Source organism: Pseudovibrio sp. FO-BEG1 (assembly GCF_000236645.1).
Taxonomy (GTDB): Bacteria; Pseudomonadota; Alphaproteobacteria; order Rhizobiales; family Stappiaceae; genus Pseudovibrio.
Window position 1 is genome coordinate 4,468,816 of the sequence record NC_016642.1, and the last position, 23,109, is coordinate 4,491,924.

At 53.5% G+C, this 23,109-nt stretch carries 19 protein-coding genes and 1 riboswitch; of the genes, 6 read left to right on the forward strand and 13 right to left on the reverse strand.

The window, feature by feature from the left end:
- Positions 1-6: 6 nt before the first annotated feature.
- From PSE_RS20120 to PSE_RS20130, 3 genes are read right to left on the reverse strand one after another with little or no spacing between them, the layout of a single operon-like run.
- Positions 7-1,944 carry an MlaD family protein gene (locus tag PSE_RS20120; protein WP_014286489.1) on the reverse strand — a complete coding sequence of 646 codons (1,938 nt, stop codon included), beginning with the start codon at positions 1,942-1,944 and terminating at the stop codon, positions 7-9.
- 9 nt (positions 1,945-1,953) lie between these two features.
- Positions 1,954-2,745 carry an ABC transporter ATP-binding protein gene (locus PSE_RS20125; protein ID WP_041768705.1) on the reverse strand — a complete coding sequence of 264 codons (792 nt, stop codon included), beginning with the start codon at positions 2,743-2,745 and terminating at the stop codon, positions 1,954-1,956.
- A 29-nt stretch (positions 2,746-2,774) separates the two neighbouring features.
- Positions 2,775-3,923 carry an ABC transporter permease gene (locus tag PSE_RS20130; RefSeq protein WP_008547818.1) on the reverse strand — a complete coding sequence of 383 codons (1,149 nt, stop codon included), beginning with the start codon at positions 3,921-3,923 and terminating at the stop codon, positions 2,775-2,777.
- Positions 3,924-4,031: 108 nt separating this feature from the next.
- On the opposite strand from PSE_RS20130, the gene dgcN reads away from it, so the two are divergent.
- Both dgcN and dgcA read left to right on the forward strand, forming a co-directional pair.
- On the forward strand, positions 4,032-5,045 hold the full coding sequence (gene dgcN, locus PSE_RS20135; protein WP_041768706.1) for an N-acetyltransferase DgcN: 1,014 nt from the start codon (positions 4,032-4,034) through the stop codon (positions 5,043-5,045).
- The gene (dgcA, locus tag PSE_RS20140) at positions 5,042-6,025 is read left to right on the forward strand and encodes an N-acetyl-D-Glu racemase DgcA (RefSeq protein ID WP_014286492.1); all 984 of its coding nucleotides are present in this window, start codon (positions 5,042-5,044) and stop codon (positions 6,023-6,025) included. Before dgcN ends, dgcA begins: the two co-directional genes overlap by 4 nt.
- A gap of 43 nt (positions 6,026-6,068) precedes the next feature.
- Here dgcA and PSE_RS20145 read toward each other — a convergent pair whose 3' ends face one another.
- Positions 6,069-7,247: an MFS transporter gene (locus PSE_RS20145; protein WP_208997998.1), complete on the reverse strand. Its 1,179-nt coding sequence runs from the start codon at positions 7,245-7,247 to the stop codon at positions 6,069-6,071.
- Positions 7,248-7,419: 172 nt separating this feature from the next.
- Between PSE_RS20145 and PSE_RS20150 the strand changes: the two genes are divergently transcribed.
- Complete coding sequence (locus PSE_RS20150) at positions 7,420-8,550, forward strand: protein phosphatase CheZ (protein WP_041768707.1); 1,131 nt, start codon at positions 7,420-7,422, stop codon at positions 8,548-8,550.
- A 67-nt stretch (positions 8,551-8,617) separates the two neighbouring features.
- Here PSE_RS20150 and PSE_RS20155 read toward each other — a convergent pair whose 3' ends face one another.
- The 3 genes from PSE_RS20155 to PSE_RS20165 all read right to left on the reverse strand — a co-directional run bounded on the left by PSE_RS20155 (position 8,618) and on the right by PSE_RS20165 (position 11,611).
- The gene (locus PSE_RS20155) at positions 8,618-9,637 is read right to left on the reverse strand and encodes a threonine/serine dehydratase (protein WP_014286495.1); all 1,020 of its coding nucleotides are present in this window, start codon (positions 9,635-9,637) and stop codon (positions 8,618-8,620) included.
- A gap of 91 nt (positions 9,638-9,728) precedes the next feature.
- Entirely contained in the window at positions 9,729-10,808 is a 1,080-nt protein-coding gene (locus tag PSE_RS20160) for a glycosyltransferase family 1 protein (protein ID WP_014286496.1), read from the reverse strand.
- On the reverse strand, positions 10,805-11,611 hold the full coding sequence (locus tag PSE_RS20165; protein ID WP_041768708.1) for a UDP-2,3-diacylglucosamine diphosphatase: 807 nt from the start codon (positions 11,609-11,611) through the stop codon (positions 10,805-10,807). The genes PSE_RS20160 and PSE_RS20165 overlap by 4 nt, the downstream gene beginning before the upstream one ends.
- 266 nt (positions 11,612-11,877) lie before the next feature.
- On the opposite strand from PSE_RS20165, the gene PSE_RS20170 reads away from it, so the two are divergent.
- The gene (locus PSE_RS20170; RefSeq protein WP_014286498.1) at positions 11,878-12,657 is read left to right on the forward strand and encodes an SDR family oxidoreductase; all 780 of its coding nucleotides are present in this window, start codon (positions 11,878-11,880) and stop codon (positions 12,655-12,657) included.
- Between the two features lie 61 nt (positions 12,658-12,718).
- On the opposite strand, the gene PSE_RS20175 is transcribed toward PSE_RS20170, so the two are convergent.
- The 4 genes from PSE_RS20175 to PSE_RS20190 all read right to left on the reverse strand — a co-directional run bounded on the left by PSE_RS20175 (position 12,719) and on the right by PSE_RS20190 (position 16,955).
- Positions 12,719-13,987: an OmpP1/FadL family transporter gene (locus PSE_RS20175; protein WP_014286499.1), complete on the reverse strand. Its 1,269-nt coding sequence runs from the start codon at positions 13,985-13,987 to the stop codon at positions 12,719-12,721.
- Positions 13,988-14,280: 293 nt separating this feature from the next.
- Positions 14,281-15,384: a TRAP transporter substrate-binding protein gene (locus PSE_RS20180; RefSeq protein ID WP_014286500.1), complete on the reverse strand. Its 1,104-nt coding sequence runs from the start codon at positions 15,382-15,384 to the stop codon at positions 14,281-14,283.
- Positions 15,385-15,396: 12 nt separating this feature from the next.
- On the reverse strand, positions 15,397-16,200 hold the full coding sequence (gene thiD / locus PSE_RS20185) for a bifunctional hydroxymethylpyrimidine kinase/phosphomethylpyrimidine kinase (protein ID WP_014286501.1): 804 nt from the start codon (positions 16,198-16,200) through the stop codon (positions 15,397-15,399).
- Positions 16,200-16,955 (reverse strand): hydroxyethylthiazole kinase, encoded by a 756-nt coding sequence (locus PSE_RS20190; protein WP_014286502.1) that lies wholly within the window; start codon positions 16,953-16,955, stop codon positions 16,200-16,202. Before PSE_RS20190 ends, thiD begins: the two co-directional genes overlap by 1 nt.
- 39 nt (positions 16,956-16,994) lie before the next feature.
- Positions 16,995-17,103, reverse strand: a riboswitch (TPP riboswitch).
- A gap of 209 nt (positions 17,104-17,312) precedes the next feature.
- Between PSE_RS20190 and PSE_RS20195 the strand changes: the two genes are divergently transcribed.
- A complete protein-coding gene (locus PSE_RS20195) occupies positions 17,313-17,549 on the forward strand; it encodes an Lrp/AsnC ligand binding domain-containing protein (RefSeq protein WP_008547452.1) in 237 nt (78 codons plus the stop codon).
- A gap of 70 nt (positions 17,550-17,619) precedes the next feature.
- Here the strand turns inward: PSE_RS20195 and PSE_RS20200 are convergent, their stop codons facing one another.
- Complete coding sequence (locus PSE_RS20200; protein WP_014286503.1) at positions 17,620-19,923, reverse strand: xanthine dehydrogenase family protein molybdopterin-binding subunit; 2,304 nt, start codon at positions 19,921-19,923, stop codon at positions 17,620-17,622.
- A 404-nt stretch (positions 19,924-20,327) separates the two neighbouring features.
- On the opposite strand from PSE_RS20200, the gene PSE_RS20205 reads away from it, so the two are divergent.
- Positions 20,328-21,302 carry a DMT family transporter gene (locus tag PSE_RS20205; RefSeq protein ID WP_014286504.1) on the forward strand — a complete coding sequence of 325 codons (975 nt, stop codon included), beginning with the start codon at positions 20,328-20,330 and terminating at the stop codon, positions 21,300-21,302.
- A gap of 72 nt (positions 21,303-21,374) precedes the next feature.
- Here the strand turns inward: PSE_RS20205 and PSE_RS20210 are convergent, their stop codons facing one another.
- The gene (locus PSE_RS20210; RefSeq protein ID WP_008548061.1) at positions 21,375-23,042 is read right to left on the reverse strand and encodes a long-chain fatty acid--CoA ligase; all 1,668 of its coding nucleotides are present in this window, start codon (positions 23,040-23,042) and stop codon (positions 21,375-21,377) included.
- Positions 23,043-23,109 lie beyond the last annotated feature (67 nt).

Here is a 23,109-nt window from a genome sequence, read left to right on the forward strand (position 1 = left end):
AAAAACTCAACGCCGCTGCGCCCCATTAAATACAGGTGTGTCCGATCCGCCAAAAATCACACGATTTGGGTTGCGGTCAAAATTATTCACGGCCCGTCGAATTTCAATAAGTGTCTGGTTTAACTGCTGCATTGCTGCGGTAAAGTCCTGTCCGCCTTGCTGGCTCAATTTCAACAGGGCCAGTGAAATTGGCTCTGCCCGCTTAGCAAAAGCGTCTGCAACCTTGCGAATGGAAGCCGCTGCATCAGTCGCTTCTTTGATGAAGCCCTGTCCATCAGCAGAAACCATGCCATCCACTTTCTCCAAAATGGTGTTCACACGCACAGAAGCAGCATTCAGATTTGTGGCAATGTTCTTCGCCTGATCAATCACCTTATCAACGTCAGGAACCTTCTTCTTCAGTTCCGTAGTCATCTCGTTGACAGACTTGGCAGCATTGCCGATCTCATCAATCGCCTTGGAAAGCTCTGGTGTCTTTTCAGCCAGCGTGGTCGCAACCTTGTCCGCTGAAGCCACAATGTTGGAAACCTTGGCAGGATCAATCGCTTCCACAATACCGTTGGTGTTGGAGATCAGCGTATTGGCGTTATCCATGGTCTCGCTCAGCTGATCAGACGCCGCACTCAGGTTGGTTCCAACCTCACGCGCAGAAACAATCACGCTGTCGATCTCTTTATTGCGCCCGGCAATGGTGTTGCTCACTTCGCGAATGTTGGCCGTTGCAGCCCCCGCATCATCAATAGCTTTTGCGATCACCTGATCCTTGTCAGAAAGTGTCTTGGTCACCTTCTCAACCGAGGTCACAATGTTGCTGACCTGATCAGACTTCACCATGCTCAAAATACGGTTGGCGTTTTGAGTGGTCAGCACAATCTCGTTGGAAGCTGTCTCTGCATTCTTCACAATGCGGTCGATCGCTTCCTTGTTCTTGGTCAGCTCAACAGTCAGCTCACGCGCATTCTCGGCAACCACAGAAGCAGAGGACAGCATGGTGTTAATGTCCCCACGGCGCTCCGTCAGCACACCGCCCAGATCCGAGGCGCCTTTCAGAATGCGCCCGACTTCCTCAGGCTTGACCGCAGCAATCACCTTCTCCAGCTGCTCCAGCTCATCGTTCAGCTCTGTGGTGAAGTTCACCAACTGATCAGAAGCCAGCTTGCCATTGGCGATGATCTCACCGACACCATCTGTAGAAGCCGACAGCTTGTTGGTCATGCTCTCCACATTGGTGACGATCTGGCCCAGCTTGTCCGGTGGCACATTCGCCAGCAGGTCATCCCCGCGATCCACCAGATTACCGATCTTGCCAGAAAGCCCTGTCAGCGCCTTGCTGGTCTCAGTCACGCCGGAAAGGAAGTCATCCACGCCCTTGGCATTGTTGGCCAGCGCCTGCGTGAAGACCTCAACGTTCTGAATGGTTTTCTGCACATCCGGCTGGGCGTTCATCACCAGCTCATCAATATGCGTCAGCGTGGAATCCGCCTTGCGCATGATGTCTTTGGCCCCTTCCAGCAAATCCTCAAACTGAGACCTTCGGGCATACATCACCGGAACAGTATCAGTCGCTTTGGAAAACAGCGGTGGAGACTCCGAAGACCCGCCGGATAGATCCACATAGGCAACGCCCGTCAGGCCGGTAAACCCAAGAGAAGCAACCGTGTCGCGGCGCAGCGGAGCATTGGCATCAACACGCACAGTCGCCACAACAAGCTTCGGATTTTCAGCATCATACGTGAGCGCACTCACGTCGCCGATTTTGATACCGTTAAACAGCACCTGACCACCAATCGGCAGGCCCGTCACAGCACCGGGAAAGATAATCTTGATGTCACGACGGCTCGAGCGATCACCCGCGCTCAAGAGCCAGAACGTAAACAGAAAGGCGATGCCAACAACAGTTAGAACGAATGCACCGATAGCGATATTATTTGCGCGGGTTTCCATGCATCCTCCTCACACCCGATTGAGGGCACGCGCCCCACGGAAATAGGACTTAACCCAAGGGTGCTCCACCTGCATCATATCCTCAATGGTTCCTTCAACCAAAACCCTGCGTTCACCCAGCACGGCAATACGATCACAAATACTATGAAGACTATCCAGATCATGGGTGACCATGTAAACCGTAAGTCCCAGAGTTTCTTTCAGTTTTACAATAAGATCATCAAAATCAGCCGCCCCGATCGGATCCAGTCCGGAAGTGGGCTCATCTAAAAACAAAAGATCAGGATCCAGCGACAGCGATCGTGCCAGCGCAGCCCTTTTGATCATACCGCCGGAAAGCTCGGAAGGCAGCTTATCTGCCGCATCCAGAGGCAACCCGACCATCTCAATCTTCAGCAGTGCCAGCTCATCACGCAGCCGCGGAGAAAGCTTCAGATGCTCGCGCATCGGCACCTGCACGTTCTGCTTCACCGTCAGCGAGGAAAACAACGCCCCTTGCTGAAACAGCACACCCCAGCGCTGCTCAATTTCACGGCGCATAGAATCCGTGGCTTCATCAAAGTCCTGCCCAAACACTTCAATTGTACCGGAACGCCTCCGTGTCAGCCCCAGCACAGCACGCATGAGCACGGACTTGCCCATGCCTGATGCACCAACAAAGCCAAGCACTTCGCCGTGGTACACATCAAGGTTCAGGTTCTCCAGAATAAGCTTATTGCCAAAGCCAACGGTAATATCCCGAACCCGAAGCAGCACTTCCCGATCATCAGCAGCTTGGTGACCCGAGCCTGATCCGTTCATCGGCCCTGTTTGCCCTTGTCCCATACTGGTTAAAACCCGATAGACGCGAAGAACACAGCAAAAACTCCATCCACCACGATGACCATAAAAATAGATTTCACAACAGAAACAGTCGTATGACGCCCAAGCGACTCCGATGAGCCCTCAACCTTCATACCTTCCATGCACGCAATAAGCCCGATGATCAGCGCCATAAACGGCGCCTTCACAATGCCGACCATCAATGTATCAACAGTAACAGCAGCCTGCAGTTGTGCAATAAAGGAATGAGGCACAATGCCCAGATACCACCAGCAAGTCAGCCCGGCACCGAACAAAGCCGCGATATTCGCCAGAAACACAAGGATCGGCAGGGCAATCATCAACGCCACCAGACGCGGCAGGATCAGTACTTCCGTCACCCGCAAACCGGTCACCTGAAGCGCATCAATCTCTTCCTGCATCTTCATGGAACCCAGCTCAGCCGTGTAAGCAGAACCGGATCGACCAGCCACCATAATGGCGGTTAAAATAACGCCAATCTCACGCAGCACCAGAATACCGGAGAGATCCACCACGAAGATCTCAGCCCCAAACTGCTTCAGATAAAACCCGCCCTGCTGCGCGATGATGCCGCCGATCAGAAAGCTCATCAGGCACACAATCGGCACCGCGCCCATACAGGAGCGCTGGAACTGAACGCCGATGGAGATAGGCCGCAACCGGCTTGGATGGGTCGCCGCCGCCGTAATCGTCGCTGTCAGGCTGCCAAGCATGGCCAGAATATCACGCGTATCACGCCCCAGCTGACGAGTCGCTTCGCCCACGGCTTCGAGGTAATTGAGGAAAGAGTTACCAGAGTGTTCTTCGGTTGGATTGTCGACTTCTTGCCGGTCAACCTCTTTCAGCAGGATGTCGAAGCGCTCGTCTTCATAGAGAAACTTGACCTCCCGGCCCTGCTCCGCCTGCTCCATCTGGAACCGCTGCAGCAACCAGGCACCAGCGGTATCGAGAAAACTAACCGCCTTTAAATCCACGCAAATTACAGAGTGAGTGAGAGACGCTGCCACTTGATTGATGAGATTTTCGCAAGTGGCCCCTTGCCGGATGCCCCAGGCACCGGAAGCCGTAAGCAAAAGTAACGCCCCGTCTTCAGCAGTTACCAGGTCCGGCGCATCAAATTTATCACTCAGCTTCATCTCGGGACCCTGCGCCCTATAATCCAAAAATCCTATTGATCCTATACAGGTTTCTGTAGTGTGTCGTCTAGTAATCCTCATTCAGCCACAAGTACAACGGATAAAATAATGTCTATTTCTAAGCCATATCTATTATTTCTTGGGGACGTAAAAGACGAGCTCGCAGCAAAAACTGCGCATGGCGTACTTGATTGGCGACCGGAGTGGTGTCTGGGTCAAATTACACTTCCCGGCTGCAAAGCCCACACCAGCCTTCCTGAAATGAGCCTGACCGAGGCGTCTGAAGCTGGCGCCAAAACCATGGTGATTGGCTGCGTGAATGCAGGCGGTGTTCTGCCTGACCATTGGATCGCCACCATCGTTGATGCGCTCAACAATGGCCTCGACATTGCAGCAGGTCTGCATATTCAGCTCAGCAGCATCCCGGCCATTGCCGAAGCCGCCGCAAAGAACAACCGCAAACTCCATGATCTGCGCTTCACCGACCTCACCTTCCCAACTGGCAAAGGCGAGAAGCGATCTGGCAAACGTCTGCTCACCGTTGGTACAGACTGTTCTGTTGGCAAAAAATACAGCGCAATCGCCCTGCAACGTGGCTTGGCAGAACGCAACGTCAGCTCAGACTTCTGCGCCACCGGCCAGACCGGCATCCTCATCGCCGAGCGCGGCATCGCCATCGACTCTGTTATTTCAGACTTCATCTCTGGCGCCGCGGAATACATCAGCCCAGCCACCAAAGACGACCACTGGGATGTGATCGAAGGTCAGGGCTCCCTGTTACATCCATCCTTTGCAGGCGTCTCTCTGGGTCTGCTCCACGGTTCTCAGCCAGATGCCTTTGTGGTTTGCCATGAGCCAACCCGCTCCACCATGCGCGGCGTCTCAACACCAATCCCATCCATTCAGGAAATCATCGACCTGAACGTACAGTTTGGCCGCCTGACAAACCCGGACATCCGCTGTGTCGGCCTTGCCATCAACACCATGATGCTTTCTGAGAATCATGCAAAAAACCTGATTGAAGAGCTGAGCGAAGAGCATAAACTGCCCGCAACTGATCCTGTCCGCTTCGGGACCGATCCAATCATTGATCATATTTGCGCGGAGTTTAAACTGGTTTGACCTGTCGCCTATCTATTGAAGCTGAAACATTCCCAATTGCGGGAAGCTTTACCATTGCCCGCGGTTCCCGAACCGAGGTGAACGTTGTCACCGCCAGCCTCACACAGGACGGCCTCACCGGCCGCGGCGAGTGCGTACCTTATCCGCGTTATGGCGAGAGCGTTGAAAGCGTCACCGCGCAGATCGAGGCCGCCCGCACTGCTATTGAAGCTGGCGTCTCCATCGAAGAGCTGCAAAACCTCATCCCGGCAGGTGCTGCCCGCAACGCAGTGGATTGCGCCCTCTGGGATCTGACGGCCAGACGCCAGAACACCACCGTGGCAGAACTGGTCGGCATCAAGTCACAGCGCATTCTGGAAACCGCCTACACCATCTCCGTTGGCACACCTGAGAAGATGGCAGAAGATGCAGCAAAAGCAGCCAGCCGTCCGCTCCTCAAGGTCAAGCTTGCTGGTGATGGGGATGTGGAACGCATCGCAGCCGTCAGACAGGCAGCACCAAACAGCAAGCTCATTGTCGACGCCAACGAAGGCTGGTCAGAAAGCAATCTGGAGGCCAACATCAAAGCCTGTCAGCAGGCAGGCGTTGGTCTGGTCGAGCAACCTCTACCTGCAGGCAATGACGCTATTCTGGCAGAGGTGGAGCACCTCATTCCAATCTGCGCAGATGAAAGCCTGCATACCTCAAAAGATCTGGAAAGCCTGCGTGATCGCTACTCTGCTATCAACATCAAGATCGATAAAACCGGCGGTCTGACAGAAGGCCTGAAACTGCTGCGCAAGGCAGAAGAGATGGACTACGTCATCATGGTTGGCTGCATGCTCGCCACGTCTCTGGCCATGGCCCCTGCCATGCTGCTGGCGCAAAACGCGGACTTTGTAGATCTGGATGGACCACTGCTGCTCGCAAAGGACCGCGACCATGCGATCCGCTTTGAGGGCAGCCTGATGCACCCTCCTTCCCCGCAGCTCTGGGGTTAAGATCAAGAAAAAGGCGGCTCTCTCAGAGGCCGCCTTTTTCTTTTTAAACGCGCTTAGTCACAAACATCAGCGTCACCACACCGGCCACACAGATACTCGCCATCAAATAGAAGGCGTAGGCCTGCTCAATCTCGTAGAGCCAACCACTGGCAATACCGCTCACGCCCATCACCACACCAAAGGCAGTCTGAGAAAGCCCCTGTGCAGTGCCAAGGCGTTTGCTGGAAACCAGCTTGGACGTGTAGGCAACTAGCCCCAGGAACACCATGCCGAAGCTACCAGCATGCAGCAGCTGCAACAGCACGGCAGACCAGGTTTCAGTGGCATACGGGAACAGCAGCCAGCGAATGATGCTCGCCACACCACCGGTCACCATCAGGCCCCACGCACCAAGGTGGCGCATGAAGAACGAGCCCCACACGAAAATACCGATCTCCGCCAGCGTACCAAGCGCCCACAAGCCACCAACCATGGCATCGCTGATGCCAACGGACAGCCAGAAGATACTGGCAAAGGCATAGAGCGCTGAGAAGCTGCCCAGCAACAGACCACCAGCCAGCACCACCAGCAGAAACTGCGGATCACGCAGCTCTTCCGCTTTCCAGATGCTCTCTTTGGTGGAGCTGCGGCTTTCAGAAGGCATGCCCGGCAGCAAAACAGATGTCAGCGCCAGCACGCCAAGGGCACCGACTGTCAGGAACAACAGCTCAGCAGGCTCACCAAAGGACAGATACCAACCACCAATCAGCGTAGCGACAACAAACGCAATGGAGCCCCACGACCGCATCGGCCCGTAATTGAGGTCAAGCGTGTGCACCGTTTCATATGCGTATGCATCCTGCAACGGCTGAATTGGCGTGTAAAAAATGGAAAGGAAAATCACGAGGCCGATGACCACCCAGTAGTCACTGGAGTAGATCATGACACAGAACGAGATCAGCGCAATCACACTGAATAGCGCCATGGAATGACGCCTGCGACCTGCCCGGTCAGAGATGCTTGTCATCACCGGAGTTGCAAAAATCCGGACGATGTTCGGCAAGGCAATCGCAAATGCGATCTGCACAGGAGTGAAGTTAATATCCTCGAGAAAAAGAGGAAAGTACGCAAGAAAGAATGCGTTCGCAAAATTGAACGCCGCAAACAGACCACTAACGCCTGTGGCGATCCAGAATAGATTATGGGCTTTCCCTAAAGGGGAACTGCTTCTGGGCATAGTCATTGGAAAACACTACAAATGGGGGTGGAGAGTACCCACAGATAAGGATGAGAAGGGATACTCCTATTACTTGTGCTAATAGGGACTATCCAAATCAATGTAAACCAATTATTAGCCGTAGGATCTGTTATATAAACTTGTAGTATATTCTTAGTTAGTTATGAAGGAGCCACTTATGGCTGGCAACAACCGAAAGGTCCTTTTGAGCCCCGAGGAATTTGATGCCATCAAAAGCGCACTCTCTGAGACAGAAAGAGGCCGCGCTTTCCTTCACGATCACCTCACCTTAAACAGATCAGTCGAGACAGCTGACCTTCTGGAAGCTGTGAGAAGACTTGAGAAAACACTGGTTGAGCGCGAACTTCCATCAGAGATGGAAAGCTATCGCCTACACACCTATGAAATGTATGAGGCGATCGAGCGGACCAAAGACGAGATCTCCAAGATCAAGCTTGAGAACGCCGACAACAACCGCTTTTCAGCAGCCTCGGACGAGCTGGATGCCATCGTCACATCTACCGAAAGTGCAACCCAGGTCATTCTGGAATCATCTGAAGCGATTCAGGATCTGGTGGACAAACTGCGTGCGTCCGGCGCTGAAGATGCACCATGCGATGCCATTGAAGAAATGGCCATGGAAATTCTCATGGCCTGTTCCTTCCAGGATCTCACCGGCCAGCGCATCAACAAAGTGGTCAAAGCCCTTCATTACCTTGAAGGCCGCATCAGCAAGATGATCCGCATCTGGGGTGTGGACCTGACGGATGAAGAGCGTCCGAACATCAATCTTGATGATCCGCATGATGAAGACGACCGTCACATCGACAAACGCCCGGATGCGCACCTTCTCAACGGTCCGCAGATGGATGGCGAAGGCGTGGATCAGGCAGACATCGATGCCATGTTCGACACAACACCGGCCTCCTCTGAAGAATCTCTCAATGAGAACGTCGTCCAGTTTGCTGCCGAGGCACGCGCAGAAGCCCCCTTTCAGGAAGCTAAAGCTGAGCTGGAAGAGGAAGCAGCTGAAGTTGTTGAGCTCGACGATATGGCAGACGAGCCGGAAGTGGTCGAAACTTCTGAAGTCGCGGTTCTTGATGATGAAGAAGACGATGATCTGATTGCGACTGAAAGCACTGTGCCAGCAAATGACACTGAGCCGCTGGCAGCAGAAGCAAAGATGGAAGAGGAAGAGAACCCGATTGAGATCGAGGGAGAATCTCCGCCTCTAACAGCACCGCGCAGCAGCAACTCAGACCCGCTGCACCACCTCTCAACAGGTGAGCGCCTCGCCCTGTTCTCCTGATCAGAAACGAGACACCAAAGTTTTTAAAAGCCGTTCGCGCCTCTATCCCGCGCAAACGGCTTTTTTCTTAGGCTGGAACAGTCTCAGCAGAATACTGCTTCAGGGCAGTCGCAAAGACAGCAGGATCCACATTACCGCCGGAAATGGTGATAACCGCAGTCTTCCCGGTAAGATCAATCTTCTTGGAAAGCACGGAGGCAAGCGCAACAGCCGCACCCGGCTCCACAACCAGCTTCAGCTCAAAATAAGCAAAGGCAACTGCATTCAGCGCCTCTTCATCGCTCACGCTCAAACCTTTGGCATGACGCCGGCTCAAAATGGAAAAGCCTTTATCACCCGGCGTTTCTGTTAGCACCGCATCACATACAGAACCACCCAGCGCCGGATTACTCACCCGTTCACCAGCCTCTAAAGAGCGTGCATAATCATCAAACCCGTCTGGCTCCGCTGTATAGATCTGGACCTCAGGCAGCTTTTCTTCCAATGCCAGCGCAATACCGCTGGTGAGGCCACCGCCACCTGTGCAGCTGATCACCAGATCAGGCGTCACACCCAGTAGTTCACACTGCTCGGCAATCTCAAGACCCGTGGTCCCCTGCCCGACAATCACGCCGCTGTCGTTGTAAGGATGGATGAACGTCGCACCACGCTCCTCGCAGATGCCTTTGGCAATCGCTTCACGATCTTCCGTTTCACGATCATAAAGCACCACCTCAGCCCCAAGCGCCTTGGTGCGCTGGATCTTCAGTTCCGGCGCATCTTTCGGCATCACGATAGTAGCCGGGAAACCCAGGATCTTGGCCGCAGCAGCCACACCTTGTGCATGGTTGCCAGAAGAACAGGCCACAACACCCGCAGGCCGCTTATCCTCCGGAATAAGAGAAAGGCGGTTGAACGCTCCACGAAACTTGAAGCTTCCGGTTCTTTGCAGGTTTTCCGCTTTGATGAAAACGCGGCCATTCACCCGCTCATCCAACACCGGAAAGTTCAAAAGCGGTGTCAGGCTGGCATAGCCCTGCAGCCTTGTCTTAGCTTTTTCAATTTCGGAAACGGTGAGTTCAACGGGACTGGAAACATCTAAAACCATAAGAACCTCGATAACTGCAATATGAGGCTATCTATAACACGCAAATTTAAGCAGGCTGGTCTTAATCTGAAACGCCCCCAAGGAGATCCACTCAACCATTCAGGTGATTTCCGACAGATCTTTGACCTGCACCAGCACCCTGCCAAAACCCTGCAGGCATCGCCGGATCATACGCATGCTCAGCATTTGCCAGAAACTGCTCTGCACTCGCCCGCCATGTAAACCGCAGGGCGACATCCCGGCAGTGATCACGGGAAATCTCCAGCGCTTCCAACGCTGCCGCCTGGAGGTCATTCTTCAGCACCCCGGCCCCGCTGTTCCCGATCACATCAATCGGCCCCATCACAGGAAACGCAGCAACAGGTGTCCCACAGGCAATCGCCTCCAGCAACACATTGCCAAACGTGTCCGTCAGGCTGGGGAACACAAACACATCCGCATTGGCGTAATACTCAACCAGCTCTTCCCCCTCAACAGGCCCTGTAAACAGCACCTCAGGATAAGCCAGCCTCAACTCCTCCAGCTGCGGCCCACCACCAACAACCACCTTGGTGCCCGGCAAAGCCAGTTGAAGAAACGCCTCAATATTCTTCTCAACCGCCACACGCCCCACATAGAGAAACCGTGGCCCCGGCAGATGATCCAGCAGAGCAGTCCGTAAAGGCCGGAACCGCTGATGATCCACCCCACGCGACCATCTCAGCAGCTTCTCAAACCCCCGCATCCGCAAGTCCGCTTCCAACGTCCCCGTCGCCACCATGCATCCCTGCCCACTGTTGTGGAACCGACGCAGCCAGGAATAGCTGAAGGACAGCGGCACCGGATAACGCGCCTGCAGATACTCCGGAAAACGGGTGTGATAGCTCGTGGTGAAAACCCGCCCATCCCGCTTCGCCACCTGCCGCGCCATCAATCCCAGTGGCCCTTCAGTCGCGATATGCAGATGATCGCAGTCATACTTCTCAATAAACCCACGAACGATATGAGGCAGCGTCAGGCTCAGCCGGATCTCACCGTAAGATGGCATCGGTACGCTATGAAACGACTGTGGCGTCAGAAACTCAACGCGAATACCCATACGGCGCAACTCAACAGCCAACCGCTCCAGCGTCCGCACAACACCGTTGATCTGAGGCTTCCACGCATCAGTGACAATCAGGATCGAGCTCATGCCGCCACCCGACTGCCGGAACTCTCCCTCGAAGGCTCAGTAGCAGCCCGCTTGCCATCCCCCCAACGGATCAACTCAAAGGTTCCGTCAAAGTTCTCGGCAACAGCGGTGCAGCTTTCCACCCAGTCACCCGTATTAATGTAATGAATGCCGTTGGTCTCATGGTCCGCCGCATGGTGAATGTGACCACAAATCACCCCATCCACTTTCTGCCGCTGCGCTTCAGAAACCAGCGTCTCCTCAAACTTACCGATGAAGTTGACCGCGTTCTTCACCTTCAGCTTTGCCCAGGCAGACAAGCTCCAATAGGTCAGCCCCAGCTTGCGACGACAATAGTTCAGCACCGTGTTCAGGTTCAGCGCCGTCACATAGGCCCAGTCTCCAAAGAAAGCCAGCCACTTGGCATGGCGCACCACCACGTCGAACTGATCACCGTGAATAACCAGATACGTCTTGCCGTTGGCTCCTTCATGGATGAACTGGTCCACCACCTCCACCCCGCCAAAGTGGATGCCAAAGAAATCCCGCAGGAACTCATCATGATTGCCGGGAATGTAGACAATGCGCGCACCCTTGCGCCCTTTGCGCAACAGCTTCTGCACCACATCATTGTGAAGTTGAGGCCAGTACCAAGACCGTTTCAGACGCCACCCGTCGATGATATCTCCAACAAGATAAACCGTGTCAGCATCGTTATGCTTTAAAAAGTCCAGCAGTAAATCTGCCTGACATCCGCGCGTACCCAGATGTACATCAGACAGAAACAAGCTTCTGTACTTTTTGCCAGTAGAATCCCCGGTCACCACAAAGCCTCCGGAATAAGAAAACCTTCTTTCCTTTAAATTGATTCACAAGAAACAAATATGACAGGATACATTTACTCGAACTTTGCAGTTTCTTGCTTGAACCTCAAGCAAGATTACTCCCCGTTTATTAGGGGAGAGAAAAGCAAGTCCATGCAATTCAAGTGATTATTCTATTCGCTTGCTAAGCTTGATGGTCACTGGCTCAAATCCCTCAGAGCCAGTAAGCTGCCTGCCAGAACGTATTGATTCAGTGGGATATTCATATGAACTTGGGAATTGAGGGGCGCAAAGCCATCGTCTGCGCATCCAGCCGTGGCCTGGGATTGGGAACAGCTAAAGCACTGGCAGAAGCCGGATGTGATCTGGTGATCAACGGACGCAACGAGCAGCTGCTCGATCAGATCGCCAAAGACCTGGCTGCAAAGCACTCCGTCTCTGTCACTCCAATCGCCGCTGACATCTCCTCTCCAGAAGGCCAGCAAGCCGTCCTCAACGCCTGCTCGAACCCGGATATCCTCGTCAACAACAACGGCGGCCCACCACGTCGTGATTTCAAAGAGCTCGATCGCCAATCCATTCAGGATGGTGTTATCCAGAACATGATCACCCCGATTGAGCTGATCAAAGCCGTCATTGATGGCATGGCAGAGCGCAAGTTTGGCCGTATCGTCAACATCACCTCCATGTCTGTGAAGATGCCAATCGAGGGACTGGACCTCTCAAGTGGTGCCCGCGCTGGCCTCACCGCGTTCCTCGCAGGCGTTTGCCGTCAATACGCACAGCACAACGTCACCATCAACAACGTCCTGCCCGGCAAGTTCGACACCGACCGCCTGAAAGGTGGCTTTGAACGTCAGGCAGAACAGACCGGAATTTCCATTGAAGAAGCAAAGCGCCTGTCTTCAGAAGAGATCCCAGCCAAGCGCCTCGGCAATCCTGAAGAGTTCGGCAAAGCCTGCGCCTTCATGTGTTCCGCCCATGCTGGTTACATCACCGGCCAGAACCTGCTGCTCGACGGCGGCCTCTACCCAAGCGCATTCTAAAACGAAACCGCCTCCCCAAAGCAACGCTCTGGGGAGGCGAACAAAACAGTTTCGAACAGTATCAGAATTTCAGACGAGCACCCAGACTAACAATATCCACGTTGGTGTCATTCACCGGCCCTTGAATGGTAATCCCTTCATAGAACGGATGATCCGGGTTGATGTTGATACTCTCGCTTTCCGGGAACAGGTGCGAGTAACCAATATCCACTTCCAGCCAGTCCTCATAGAAGTAACTCAGACCGGCACTGATCCAGAACCGGTTCGCATCCGGCAGACGCGGCGTCCGGTTGGCTTCATCAATCGGCGACCACTCGTAAGCCAATCCAAACCGACCCGTGAAGTTCTCCGTGAAGTCATACTCCGTACCAAGCGAGATGAAGTAACCGTCGTTGTATTGGAACGGCAGCTCAGAAACCACCTGATCCTGCAAATTGAACACCGGGAAGGTGCCAAACCGTGACCAATGCGTCCACTCAAACGTTCCCATCCCACGCCAGCGCTCATTCAGCTCTTGCTGGAAGGAAACCGTCACCGTCTCCGGCATAATGATGTTCGCACGAATTGGGGTTGGCGCATTACCTCCGACCACAAGCCGACCTTTGAGGTTGTGTTCAATGGGCGAGCGATAGCCAATACCAAGCTGTGTGCCTTCCCATGGCTTGAAAAGAGCCCCAACAGTTGCGCCAAATCCGAGGTTGTAGTCTTCACCCCGCAGTTCCGCTGTAGGGGAGTTTGCAGCGATTGGTGGAACACCCGTCGCTGACTTCAGCCTCACCTGCAAATATTGAAGCTGCCAACCAACCCCAACGGAGAACTTCTCGGTGAGCTCATAAGCTGCCATTGGTGTAATATTGACGGAAAGCACACGGGAGGACCGCGCATAGACCTGCCCCGCCCACTCAATTTGAGGTTTCGTTTCAAAGCCATAAGGTGCATTTGAACTGACACCGAGAGTGAGGCGCTCATCCACTTTCCAGGTACCATACCCCGCAGGCACCCAGGCATCTACACCAATATCACCTGAGGAGTAAGGAACCCCCGTCACTGGTGTTGGAACCGCATCAATAGTGGCTGTGTCCAGATCAATCGTGGCACGAGGGAACACAACAGTCTGGGAGGTTTCCACCTGAATGCCGTCATGTCCCGTCATCGTTGCTGGGTTCCAGTACATACTGGAAAGGCTTTTTGAGACTGTCGCATTTCCGGCAAAGGAAAGGCCTTGGAACCAGGCAGATTGCTCACGAACAGCAAAAGCACCGGCGAAGGCATCAGAGGCAATCAGCAGCGTGGAGAGACTGGCGATCGTAATGGGCAGATATCTGGACATGCACGGTACTTTCTGTTCTCAAGAAAACAATCAAGCAGCGCCATGATCAAGTTACGAGTTACTTATTGATTCGGCTCTTACAACTAGAATTCCAAATATTATCAAATTCTTGCACTGGTAGTTTTAAAGGTTTACCCGCCCACCTTCACAAAACATCAATGGCAGTAGATGCTCCATGCATTTAGTTATGCGTATTTCGTGCAAGTAAACTGAAACATTTTCTGTGGCAAAACCTCCACATAACAAAAGACCCTCCGAGTAGAGGGTCTTTTAAACACGGTTTGATGAGCCGGTTAGCTTCTTGCTGCGATGTTTTTGCCCAGCGAAAGGGCGCTCCAACCTGCCAGAAGCCCCTGCGCTTCTATGTAACTCTCATAAATCTTGCGAGCCATTTTGTCTTTCTGAGTATAGATATCCAGCACCTCAATGCTGGTCTCCTTCAAGGCAGCAAGAACCTCTTCAGGGAACTCGCGCACCTCCACACCATGCTCTTCCTGCAGCACCTTCAGGCTCGCTGCATTCTGTGCATTGGCCTCAGAAAGCGCCAGATCAGCTTCCACACGGCAAGCCTCTTCAACCACCGCCTGAAGCTCAGGAGAAAGCCCTTCCAGCGCAACTGCATTCACAATCGCTTCGCCAGTACCGTTTGGCTTGTTAAAGCCCGGACCGTAGTAGTACTTGACCAGTTTATGGAAGCCCAGCGCACTGTCAGTCCAGGGTCCAAGAAACTCTACACCGTCCACCACATGGGTCTGCAAGCTGGTGAAGATTTCTGCAGCTGGAATGTTGACCGGGGTAACACCAAGTTTGCGCAGGATCTCACCACCGAGACCAACCATGCGCAGTTTGCGACCTTTCAGGTCATCAAGTGTCTCAACAGGCTCACGATACCAGCCCGCCATGGTCGGGCCGGCATTACCAGCCATAAACGGCTTCACGCCAAACGGTGCGTAAAGCTCATCCCATAACTCCTGACCACCCATCTGATCCACCCAGGCAGTATGCTCCTGAGGCAGCAGACCGAAAGGAACGGTCGTAAAAAACACCGAGCCCGGCATCTTGCCAGCCCAGTACAAAGCAACGGAATGGCCCATCTGTGCAGTGCCGCTTGAAACAGCGTCAAACACCTCAAAAGCCGGAACCAGCTCACCTGCAGCAAACAAGCGCACACGCATCCGACCATTACTCATAATGTTGATGCGATCACAAATGCGTTGCGCAGACATTCCTGGACCTGGCAGGTTCTTCGGCCAGCTGGTCACCATGCGCCATTCGATCACCGGTTCAGCATCCTGAGCCAGAGCAGGTGCAGCAAGTGCAGCGCTACCGGCAACCGCCCCAGCGGTTAGCCCCAGCGCCTGTCGGCGGGTCAGATTATTATCTTTGTTCTTGGTCATTATCTCCGCCTTTTATTCAGACCAGAATTCGTGGAAATGGTGCACAGGCCCATGTCCCTCGCCTACGTCAAGCGTATCTGCAGCTTTAATCGCCTGACTAATATATTCTTTCGCTTCGCCAATAGCGTCTTGCAGCGCCAGCCCCTTGGCCAGTTCCGCCGCAATCGCAGAAGACAGGGTACAGCCAGTCCCATGTGTGTTCTGCGTTTCATGTCTTGGCGCCGTGTACCACCTCTCCACATCGCGGGAGAGGAAGAGATCATCACAGGTATCATCAGATCCATGTCCGCCTTTCAGCAGAACCCCGTTCGCACCCATGTCCAGCAGAAGCAAAGCTTGGCTATGCATGTCTTCACGGGATCCGGCCACCGGCTGATCCAGCAAAAAGGCCGCTTCCTGCATATTCGGCGTAATCAACGCCGCCATAGGAAACAGCTTCTGCTTCAGGACCGAAACAGCGGAGGTTTGCAACAGAACATCACCAGAAGTTGCAACCATCACCGGGTCAAGGATGACGCGCTTAACATCATATTCCGCCAGCTTTGTGGCAATAACATCGATAATCTCTGGCTGTGAAAGCATGCCGATTTTCACGGCATCCACCTTCAGATCAGAGAAAACAGCATCCATCTGGTCCGCCACGAATGCTGGCGGCACATCATGAATGGCTGTCACACCTTTGGTGTTCTGGGCCGTCAGCGCAGTGATCACACTGGCCCCATAAACACCGCGAGCCGAAAAGGCTTTCAGGTCTGCCTGAACGCCAGCACCACCGCCTGAATCCGAGCCCGCAATTGTGACTGCAATCGCACTCATTAGGCCAATACCCCACCTTTATTATTCATTGTTTCGAGCTTGAGGCGCTCGTTGAATTGGTCAGCCTTCAAGCCATAGAGGGTATCGATGAAAGCTGGAGTGAAGCTTCCCGGCCCATTTGCCTGCTCTGCGGCAATCTCGCCGCATACACCATAGACAGCCAGCGCCGCAACCACGGCAAGTTCCTGATCCGGCTCAACAGCAGCAAAACCCGCCAGTACTCCCCCCAATGCACAGCCAATGCCAGTCACCTTGTCCATGTAGGCATGGCCATTGCCGATGGTGTAGGTTGCCTCCCGGCCAAACACGGCGTCTTCATTTCCGGTGCGCGCAAGCAGCGTGTCCTCACGAACCGCCCCACTCAGCCCGGCGCTCTCGGTCATGTTCGCTTTCAGGATGGAGATGTTGTCCTGCAAAATGTCCTTCGCAAACTCCATGCGAATGTCAGTACGATCCACTTTAACCGGGTCCAGCACCACGGGGATAGATTTCTTCGCAGCATTCTCCAGCCCCAACCGGATCCCATGCCGACGCTTTCCATCCAGCGTCCCAAGGTTGACCAGCAACCCGTCGACACCTTCAACAAATGCAGGAATTTCATCATGAGCGGCTGTCATTGACGGTACAATGTTACAGGCCAACATAATGTTCGCGGTAATGCTCTGCGCAACAGAGTTCGTCAGACAATGAACCCGCACACCACGCTCACGCAGGTTCTCAAACACTTGCCAGAGATCTTCAGCTTTGTAGGACATTTGTTTCGCTCCCTATTGATTACGGCGGGAACGATTACCTTGGTACTCATCCCAATTCCCTCCGCCGGCACGACCCGGATCAGGTTCTAGGAGTTGGCCTTCCGCCTCTCAGCCCGGCAGTCACTACCGAGCACCCCCATTGGTTAGAATTTTTTGCTAGCAAACCCACAAGCGAACTGCAAGTGGAAACGAGAGACCGCGACAATAGGCAACTGGGGGTAGATTTCGCTTAAAAAACGCAAAAGCTTGCAAAAAAACGCAGCTTCAACGCAAAATGCTCACAAAACAACGCAAACTCAATTTTGAGCGCACCCGGAAAGACAAAACAGGCTTACGGGACAGAAGGATAGCAGATTAATGATTCCGTTCTTTGTACAGATCAAATGCCAGCTCGGAAAAACCTATCAGGTTGCCAACGCCATCGCAGACGCGGAAGTTGCCTCCGAGATCTACTCCACTTCCGGGGATTTCGATCTGCTGGCCAAGTTCTACATCAACGACGATGAAGACATCGGACACTTCGTAGCAAACAAGGTACAAGTCTTCGAAGGCATCCAGGACACCAGAACCATCATTACCTTCAAAGCATTCTGATACCTACGAAAACAGGCGGGACACCAGCCCGCCTGCACAATCTCGTTTCAATGTCTGCTAATTGTTTCGCTCAGCCCTGAGCATCCTGAATAGCGCTCCACACAGCAACCGGCGTCGCGGGCATATCTATATGCTCAACCCCAGCATTCTTGCGCAGCGCATACTGCACAGCATTCATCACCGCAGGCGCTGCCCCAATAGAACCAGCCTCACCAGCCCCTTTAATACCCATCGCATTTGTCGTGGAAGGAACGTTGCTTGTCGAGAAGTCGAAACTCGGCAAATCATCAGCGCGCGCAACATGATAGTCCATGAAGGATGCTGACAGCAGCTGTCCGGTTTCATCATAAACCGTGTTCTCACACAGCGCCTGAGAGATCGCCTGCCCCGCACCGCCATGCACCTGACCGGCAAGTAGCATCGGATTCACTGTGACACCGAAGTCATCCACGATCACATAGTTGACCACGTCCGTCTTCCCGGTTTCTGGATCAATCTCCACTTCACACACATGCGTGCCATTCGGATAAGTACATTCATCCTGCATGACTTTTTCCGCAGCGCTCAAGGTATCTGGCTGAGATCCCGCCACATCAGCAAGGCTGATCTGCTGGTCAGTTCCGACCACACGCACCTGCCCGTCTTCAAGCGTCAGATCTGCAGCACCAACCTCCAGCTTCTCACTGGCGATTTCCTTGATCTTTTTAACCAGCGTCTCAGAGGCTGCTTTCACAGAAGGCAATCCAATCGGGATCGATCGGGATCCACCAGTGCCACCACCGGTCGCCACACGATCCGTGTCCCCCTGCACCATCTCAACCTGATCAAGCTGCAAACCAAGATACTCGGCAATCACCTGACCATAAGCTGTCGCATGGCCCTGACCGTTACTCTGAGTTCCAATCAGCAATGTCACACTGCCGTTCTTGTTCAGCTCAAGCTTGGCCTCTTCACCACCCGCAAAGGCACAGGCCTCCACATAGGTCGACAAGCCAATACCGCGGTATAGGCCCTTGGCCTTGCTCTCCGCTTCTCGCTCCGCAAAAGTACCGTAATGGATCTCGTCCAAAGCCTTGGTCAGATGAGCACCGAAGGAACCAGTATCATACATGCGTCCGAGCGCTGTTGTATAAGGTAAGGCGTCATCGGGGATAAAGCTCTTACGGCGAAACTCCGCCGGATCCATACCCATCTCATGCGCAGCCTTATCAGCGAGCCGTTCCATCAGATAAAGCGCCTCAGGACGCCCAGCCCCGCGGAAGGCATCCACTGGCACCGTATTGGTGTATACGCCAGTCGCTTCCACCCATGTGGCGGGGATATCATAAAGACCAGAGGTCATCGTGATGCCGACTTGAGGGATGCCCGGACCAAACTCGTGCAGATAAGCCCCCATGTTTGCAAGCACATGCACCTTAAGGCCAATCATCTTGCCATTCTCGTCGAGCGCAAGCTCAGCCGTGGATACATTATCCCGGCCATGCGCGTCAGACATGAAGTGCTCAGTCCGTTCCTGAAGCCATTTCACCGGACGGCCAAGACGTTTCGCAGCGATCAGACACAGCGGATACTCAAGATAGGTGAACATCTTGGTTCCAAAACCACCGCCCACATCCGGCGTCACAACGCGGATATCTTTTGGGTCGACGTTGAGTATGTTCTTAGCAATCAGATCACGCATGGCATGTCCGCCCTGCGTTCCGGTGGTCAGCGTGTAACGACCACTGTCGCTATTGAACTCACCAATACAGGCCCGCGGCTCCACCGCATTGGAAACTAGTCGATTATTGACCACCTTGATCTTGGTAACATGGTGCGCATTCTGGAAGGCCTCTTCCATAGCATCCTTGTTACCCATCCCAATGTTGAAAGCCTCATTGGACCCATGCTCCGGCCACACCAGCGGCCCACCATCTTCTAGCGCAGCCTCGGTTCCAATTGCAGGATCGACATCATCATAATCAACCTCAATCATCTCCATAGCCGCCCGCGCTTGTTCAACCGTGTCGGCTACAACAAAGGCTAATGCATCGCCTACAAACCGGGCTGTATCGGAACAGAGAACTTCGCGATGAGGCACCCAATGCTTCGTCCCATCCAATTGGCGAAGCACTGCTTTACACGGAATGGAGTTCGTCCCTTCAATGTCCGCTGCAGTCAGAACAAGCTGTACACCGTCCATGGCCCGCGCATCATCCAATCCTCCCAGAGTGAACTTTGCAAACGCCAAAGAAGACCGCAAAACAACAGCATGCGCTGCGCCTTCCACTTTCAGGTCATCCGTATAATGACCCTTTCCGGAGATAAAAGCGGCATCTTCTTTACGGCGAACGGGAGCACCAACTCCAAACTTCGGTATAGCAACCTGATTCATGAAAACCTCAAAAATCTGGAGAGCGACCCAACACCGCACCTCCCAATACAGCTTTTTACGTATCAGCAGAGAACGTACAGTGGTTTTCTCAACCTGCAAGTGTTTTCTGGTGCACCACAGAGGTGTTGTTTCCAGAGTAACTTAACGTCACTATCACATCATCTGGAGCAAAATGCGGAGAGATATTTGTAGCTCTAAGTTGTCAGGAGCTTCGCGCTCTCTGTCGAAACTCTCAATCTAAAATTTGTTTTAGAATTTGACCAAACCGCGAACATTAGGTTATTTAAGTCATACACCCATCTGATCCTTGTTACATTTGCACGCCGCACAGGCGCACACCATTTTGCACCGGGCATCGGGTCTGGTCCTTTTGATCGTGACAAGGCAGCTTCGAAAGCAGTTACATGCCTGTTCCTTCAGCAGAGCCTGAAGGCAGCTCATCATCTGCTGCGTTAAAAACAAGGTTTTCCGAAAAATGGCAAAGCCTGTCTAACAATACACGCGGCATCTGCTGGGCCCTTCTGGCAACATTTCTTATGGCCGTCATGAGCACAATTATTAAGCTGCTCGGCGACCGTCTACACGTTACTCAAATCCTTATGCTTCGCCAGTTTTTCATGCTGGTGATCTCAGCGCCGGTCATCATCAGAGGATTTCCGGGCTCACTCAAAACACAGGCTCCACTGCTTCATCTGGGACGCATCCTGCTTGCCTCCTCAGCAATGTACTTCGGGTTCACGGCCGTCATTCACCTGCCACTTGCTGAAAGCACAGTGATTGGGTTTGCACGCACGTTCTTCATCACAATCTTTGCGGTCTTCTTTCTGAAGGAAGTCATCGGTATTCACCGAATTTCCGCGACGATCCTTGGTTTCATCGGGGTGATGGTCATCGTCCAGCCCGGCACCGGCGCAGAAATGAGCATCTACAGCTTCATGGCGATCCTCGCCTCAGCGTGTGCTGCACTGGTCGGCATCATCCTGCGTAAGGTCACTCAGGTAGACCAGCCCATCACGATCCTGACCTTTCAGGCAACCTTCGTCGGCCTGATCATGGCTCCATTCGGCATCTACAACTGGGTTTCCATCGACCTGAACGACGCAATCCTGCTGCTCTGTCTGGCGGGCGTCAGCTGGGGCGCTCAAATGAGCAACATTCAGGCTCTGAAGTTTGGTGAAGCCTCCGCAATCGCACCGTTCGACTACATCCGCCTCGTCTACGCGGCGATCATCTCGGTCGTGATCTTCGGTGTCTGGCCACTCTGGACCACGTACCTCGGCGGCGCAATCATCGTTGCAGCCTCCCTTTACACCCTGCACCGTGAAACAGTGCTGGGCAAGAAAGTGGCAACCGGCACAGCCCCGTCTAAAACGCACTAGAGCAGATCTGCCTCTCCAACAAAAAAGCCCTCGCAAACTGCGAGGGCTTTTTCTTTGTCTATTAGCAGAACATCAGGTCGCGGTTTCAGCTGCACGCGTCTTGGCAGCTTCTTCTTCAACCAGCTCTTTCTTGGAGAGCTTGCCAACCATGGTCTTTGGCAGCTCATCACGGAATTCAATCGCTTTCGGCATCTCGATCTTGGAGATATGCCCCTTCAGGAACTCTTTGAGTTCATCTTCAGTCGCGCTCTGACCATCCTTCAGCTTCACAAAGGCCTTCGGCGCCTGACCGCGATATCCATCCGGGATCGCAATCACGATCACTTCAGCCACAGCCGCATGCTGGTAAAGCGCTTCCTCAATCACACGCGGATACACGTTGTAACCGGAGCAAATGATCAGATCTTTGATGCGATCCACGAGGAAGATGAACCCGTCCTCATCCATGTAACCAACGTCACCGGTATGCAGCACACGGCCACCTTCCAGCGTCTTGGCAGTTTCATCCGGACGGTTCCAATAGCCCTTCATCACTTGCGGGCCGATGATGCAAAGTTCACCCTTCTCACCCGGAGCAACAACCTTTTCAGGCTCATCCAAATCGCGGAACTCAACAGTTGTACCCGGCATAACAACGCCGATTGAGCCGTCTTTGCCGGTTCCGTCCATCGGGTTCGCAGAGGCCACAGGAGAGCTCTCAGTCAGGCCATAGCCTTCCACCAGAACACAGCCAGTCAGCGCTTCAAACTTCTGTTTCACTTCCACAGGAAGCGGCGCACCACCAGACATACAATAGCGGATTGAAGTCAGATCGTAGTTCTTGGTCAGCTCACTGTTGTTGATCGCCGTGTAAAGCGTTGGCACCGCAGCAAACAGTGTTGGCTTCTTCTTGGCAGCCAGATCCAGCAGATCTTTCAGATCAAACCGCGGCATCAGCAGCATTTCTGCTGCACCAAGGATAGAAAGGTTCTGCAGCACGGTCATCGCAAACACATGGAAGAACGGCAGCACGCAGAGCGTCTTCTCGTAACCGCGCTTCAAACCACCGTAATGGCTTTCCAGCATCTCCATGTTGGAGGTGATGTTGTAGTGCGTCAGCATCGCGCCCTTCGGCACACCAGTTGTACCACCGGTGTACTGCAGGATCGCCACATCTTCTTTAGGCTCAATCGCAACCGGCGTTACGCCTTTGGACTTCGCAAGGAAATCCTTGAAGCGGATATGAGCACTGTCAGCAGGAATGTTGGAAACGTCTTTGCGTTTAAACAGTTGGAACAGCAGCTTCTTAGGCTGAGGCAGGATGTCAGCCATTGGACAGACGATGATGTTGTCCAGCGCGCCTTCCTGACGAACAGCTTCAACGCGGTCATAGATCACGGAAAGGTCCATGGTCACCATGATGCGTGCACCAGAATCCCGCGCCTGGAACGCGATTTCGCGCTCAACATAAAGCGGGTTGAAGTTCACGACGACGCCGCCAACTTTCATGATCGCAAAATAGAAGATGGTGTAATACGGCGTGTTTGGCAGACAAAGGCCAACCTTGTCGCCCTTCTTTACGCCCATCGCCTGCAGGGCACCCGCAGCACGCTCAACGAAATCTCCCAATTCGCCGTAGCTTGTTGTCTTGCCCATGAAGTAGATAGCTGGACGATGCGCATAGTTCTTTACGGTATCATCCAGATAGCTATCGATAGTACGAATTGGAAATTCCACTTGTCCCTCACGACCTGTCGCCATGCGCAGATCTCCTCCCCGAATTATTATAGTTCTTCAGACGAAGTTGACAGGAAACCGAAGCTGAGCG

What these genes read in the sequence shown, in the direction of transcription:
- PSE_RS20120 (WP_014286489.1), bottom strand. Translation starts at nt 1,944, where the DNA reads ATGGAAACCCGCGCAAATAATATCGCTATCGGTGCATTCGTTCTAACT.
- PSE_RS20125 (WP_041768705.1), bottom strand. Translation starts at nt 2,745, where the DNA reads ATGAACGGATCAGGCTCGGGTCACCAAGCTGCTGATGATCGGGAAGTG.
- PSE_RS20130 (WP_008547818.1), bottom strand. Translation starts at nt 3,923, where the DNA reads ATGAAGCTGAGTGATAAATTTGATGCGCCGGACCTGGTAACTGCTGAA.
- dgcN (WP_041768706.1), top strand. Translation starts at nt 4,032, where the DNA reads ATGTCTATTTCTAAGCCATATCTATTATTTCTTGGGGACGTAAAAGAC.
- PSE_RS20145 (WP_208997998.1), bottom strand. Translation starts at nt 7,247, where the DNA reads ATGACTATGCCCAGAAGCAGTTCCCCTTTAGGGAAAGCCCATAATCTA.
- PSE_RS20150 (WP_041768707.1), top strand. Translation starts at nt 7,420, where the DNA reads ATGGCTGGCAACAACCGAAAGGTCCTTTTGAGCCCCGAGGAATTTGAT.
- PSE_RS20155 (WP_014286495.1), bottom strand. Translation starts at nt 9,637, where the DNA reads ATGGTTTTAGATGTTTCCAGTCCCGTTGAACTCACCGTTTCCGAAATT.
- PSE_RS20160 (WP_014286496.1), bottom strand. Translation starts at nt 10,808, where the DNA reads ATGAGCTCGATCCTGATTGTCACTGATGCGTGGAAGCCTCAGATCAAC.
- PSE_RS20170 (WP_014286498.1), top strand. Translation starts at nt 11,878, where the DNA reads ATGAACTTGGGAATTGAGGGGCGCAAAGCCATCGTCTGCGCATCCAGC.
- PSE_RS20175 (WP_014286499.1), bottom strand. Translation starts at nt 13,987, where the DNA reads ATGTCCAGATATCTGCCCATTACGATCGCCAGTCTCTCCACGCTGCTG.
- PSE_RS20180 (WP_014286500.1), bottom strand. Translation starts at nt 15,384, where the DNA reads ATGACCAAGAACAAAGATAATAATCTGACCCGCCGACAGGCGCTGGGG.
- thiD (WP_014286501.1), bottom strand. Translation starts at nt 16,200, where the DNA reads ATGAGTGCGATTGCAGTCACAATTGCGGGCTCGGATTCAGGCGGTGGT.
- PSE_RS20190 (WP_014286502.1), bottom strand. Translation starts at nt 16,955, where the DNA reads ATGTCCTACAAAGCTGAAGATCTCTGGCAAGTGTTTGAGAACCTGCGT.
- PSE_RS20195 (WP_008547452.1), top strand. Translation starts at nt 17,313, where the DNA reads ATGATTCCGTTCTTTGTACAGATCAAATGCCAGCTCGGAAAAACCTAT.
- PSE_RS20200 (WP_014286503.1), bottom strand. Translation starts at nt 19,923, where the DNA reads ATGAATCAGGTTGCTATACCGAAGTTTGGAGTTGGTGCTCCCGTTCGC.
- PSE_RS20205 (WP_014286504.1), top strand. Translation starts at nt 20,328, where the DNA reads ATGCCTGTTCCTTCAGCAGAGCCTGAAGGCAGCTCATCATCTGCTGCG.
- PSE_RS20210 (WP_008548061.1), bottom strand. Translation starts at nt 23,042, where the DNA reads ATGGCGACAGGTCGTGAGGGACAAGTGGAATTTCCAATTCGTACTATC.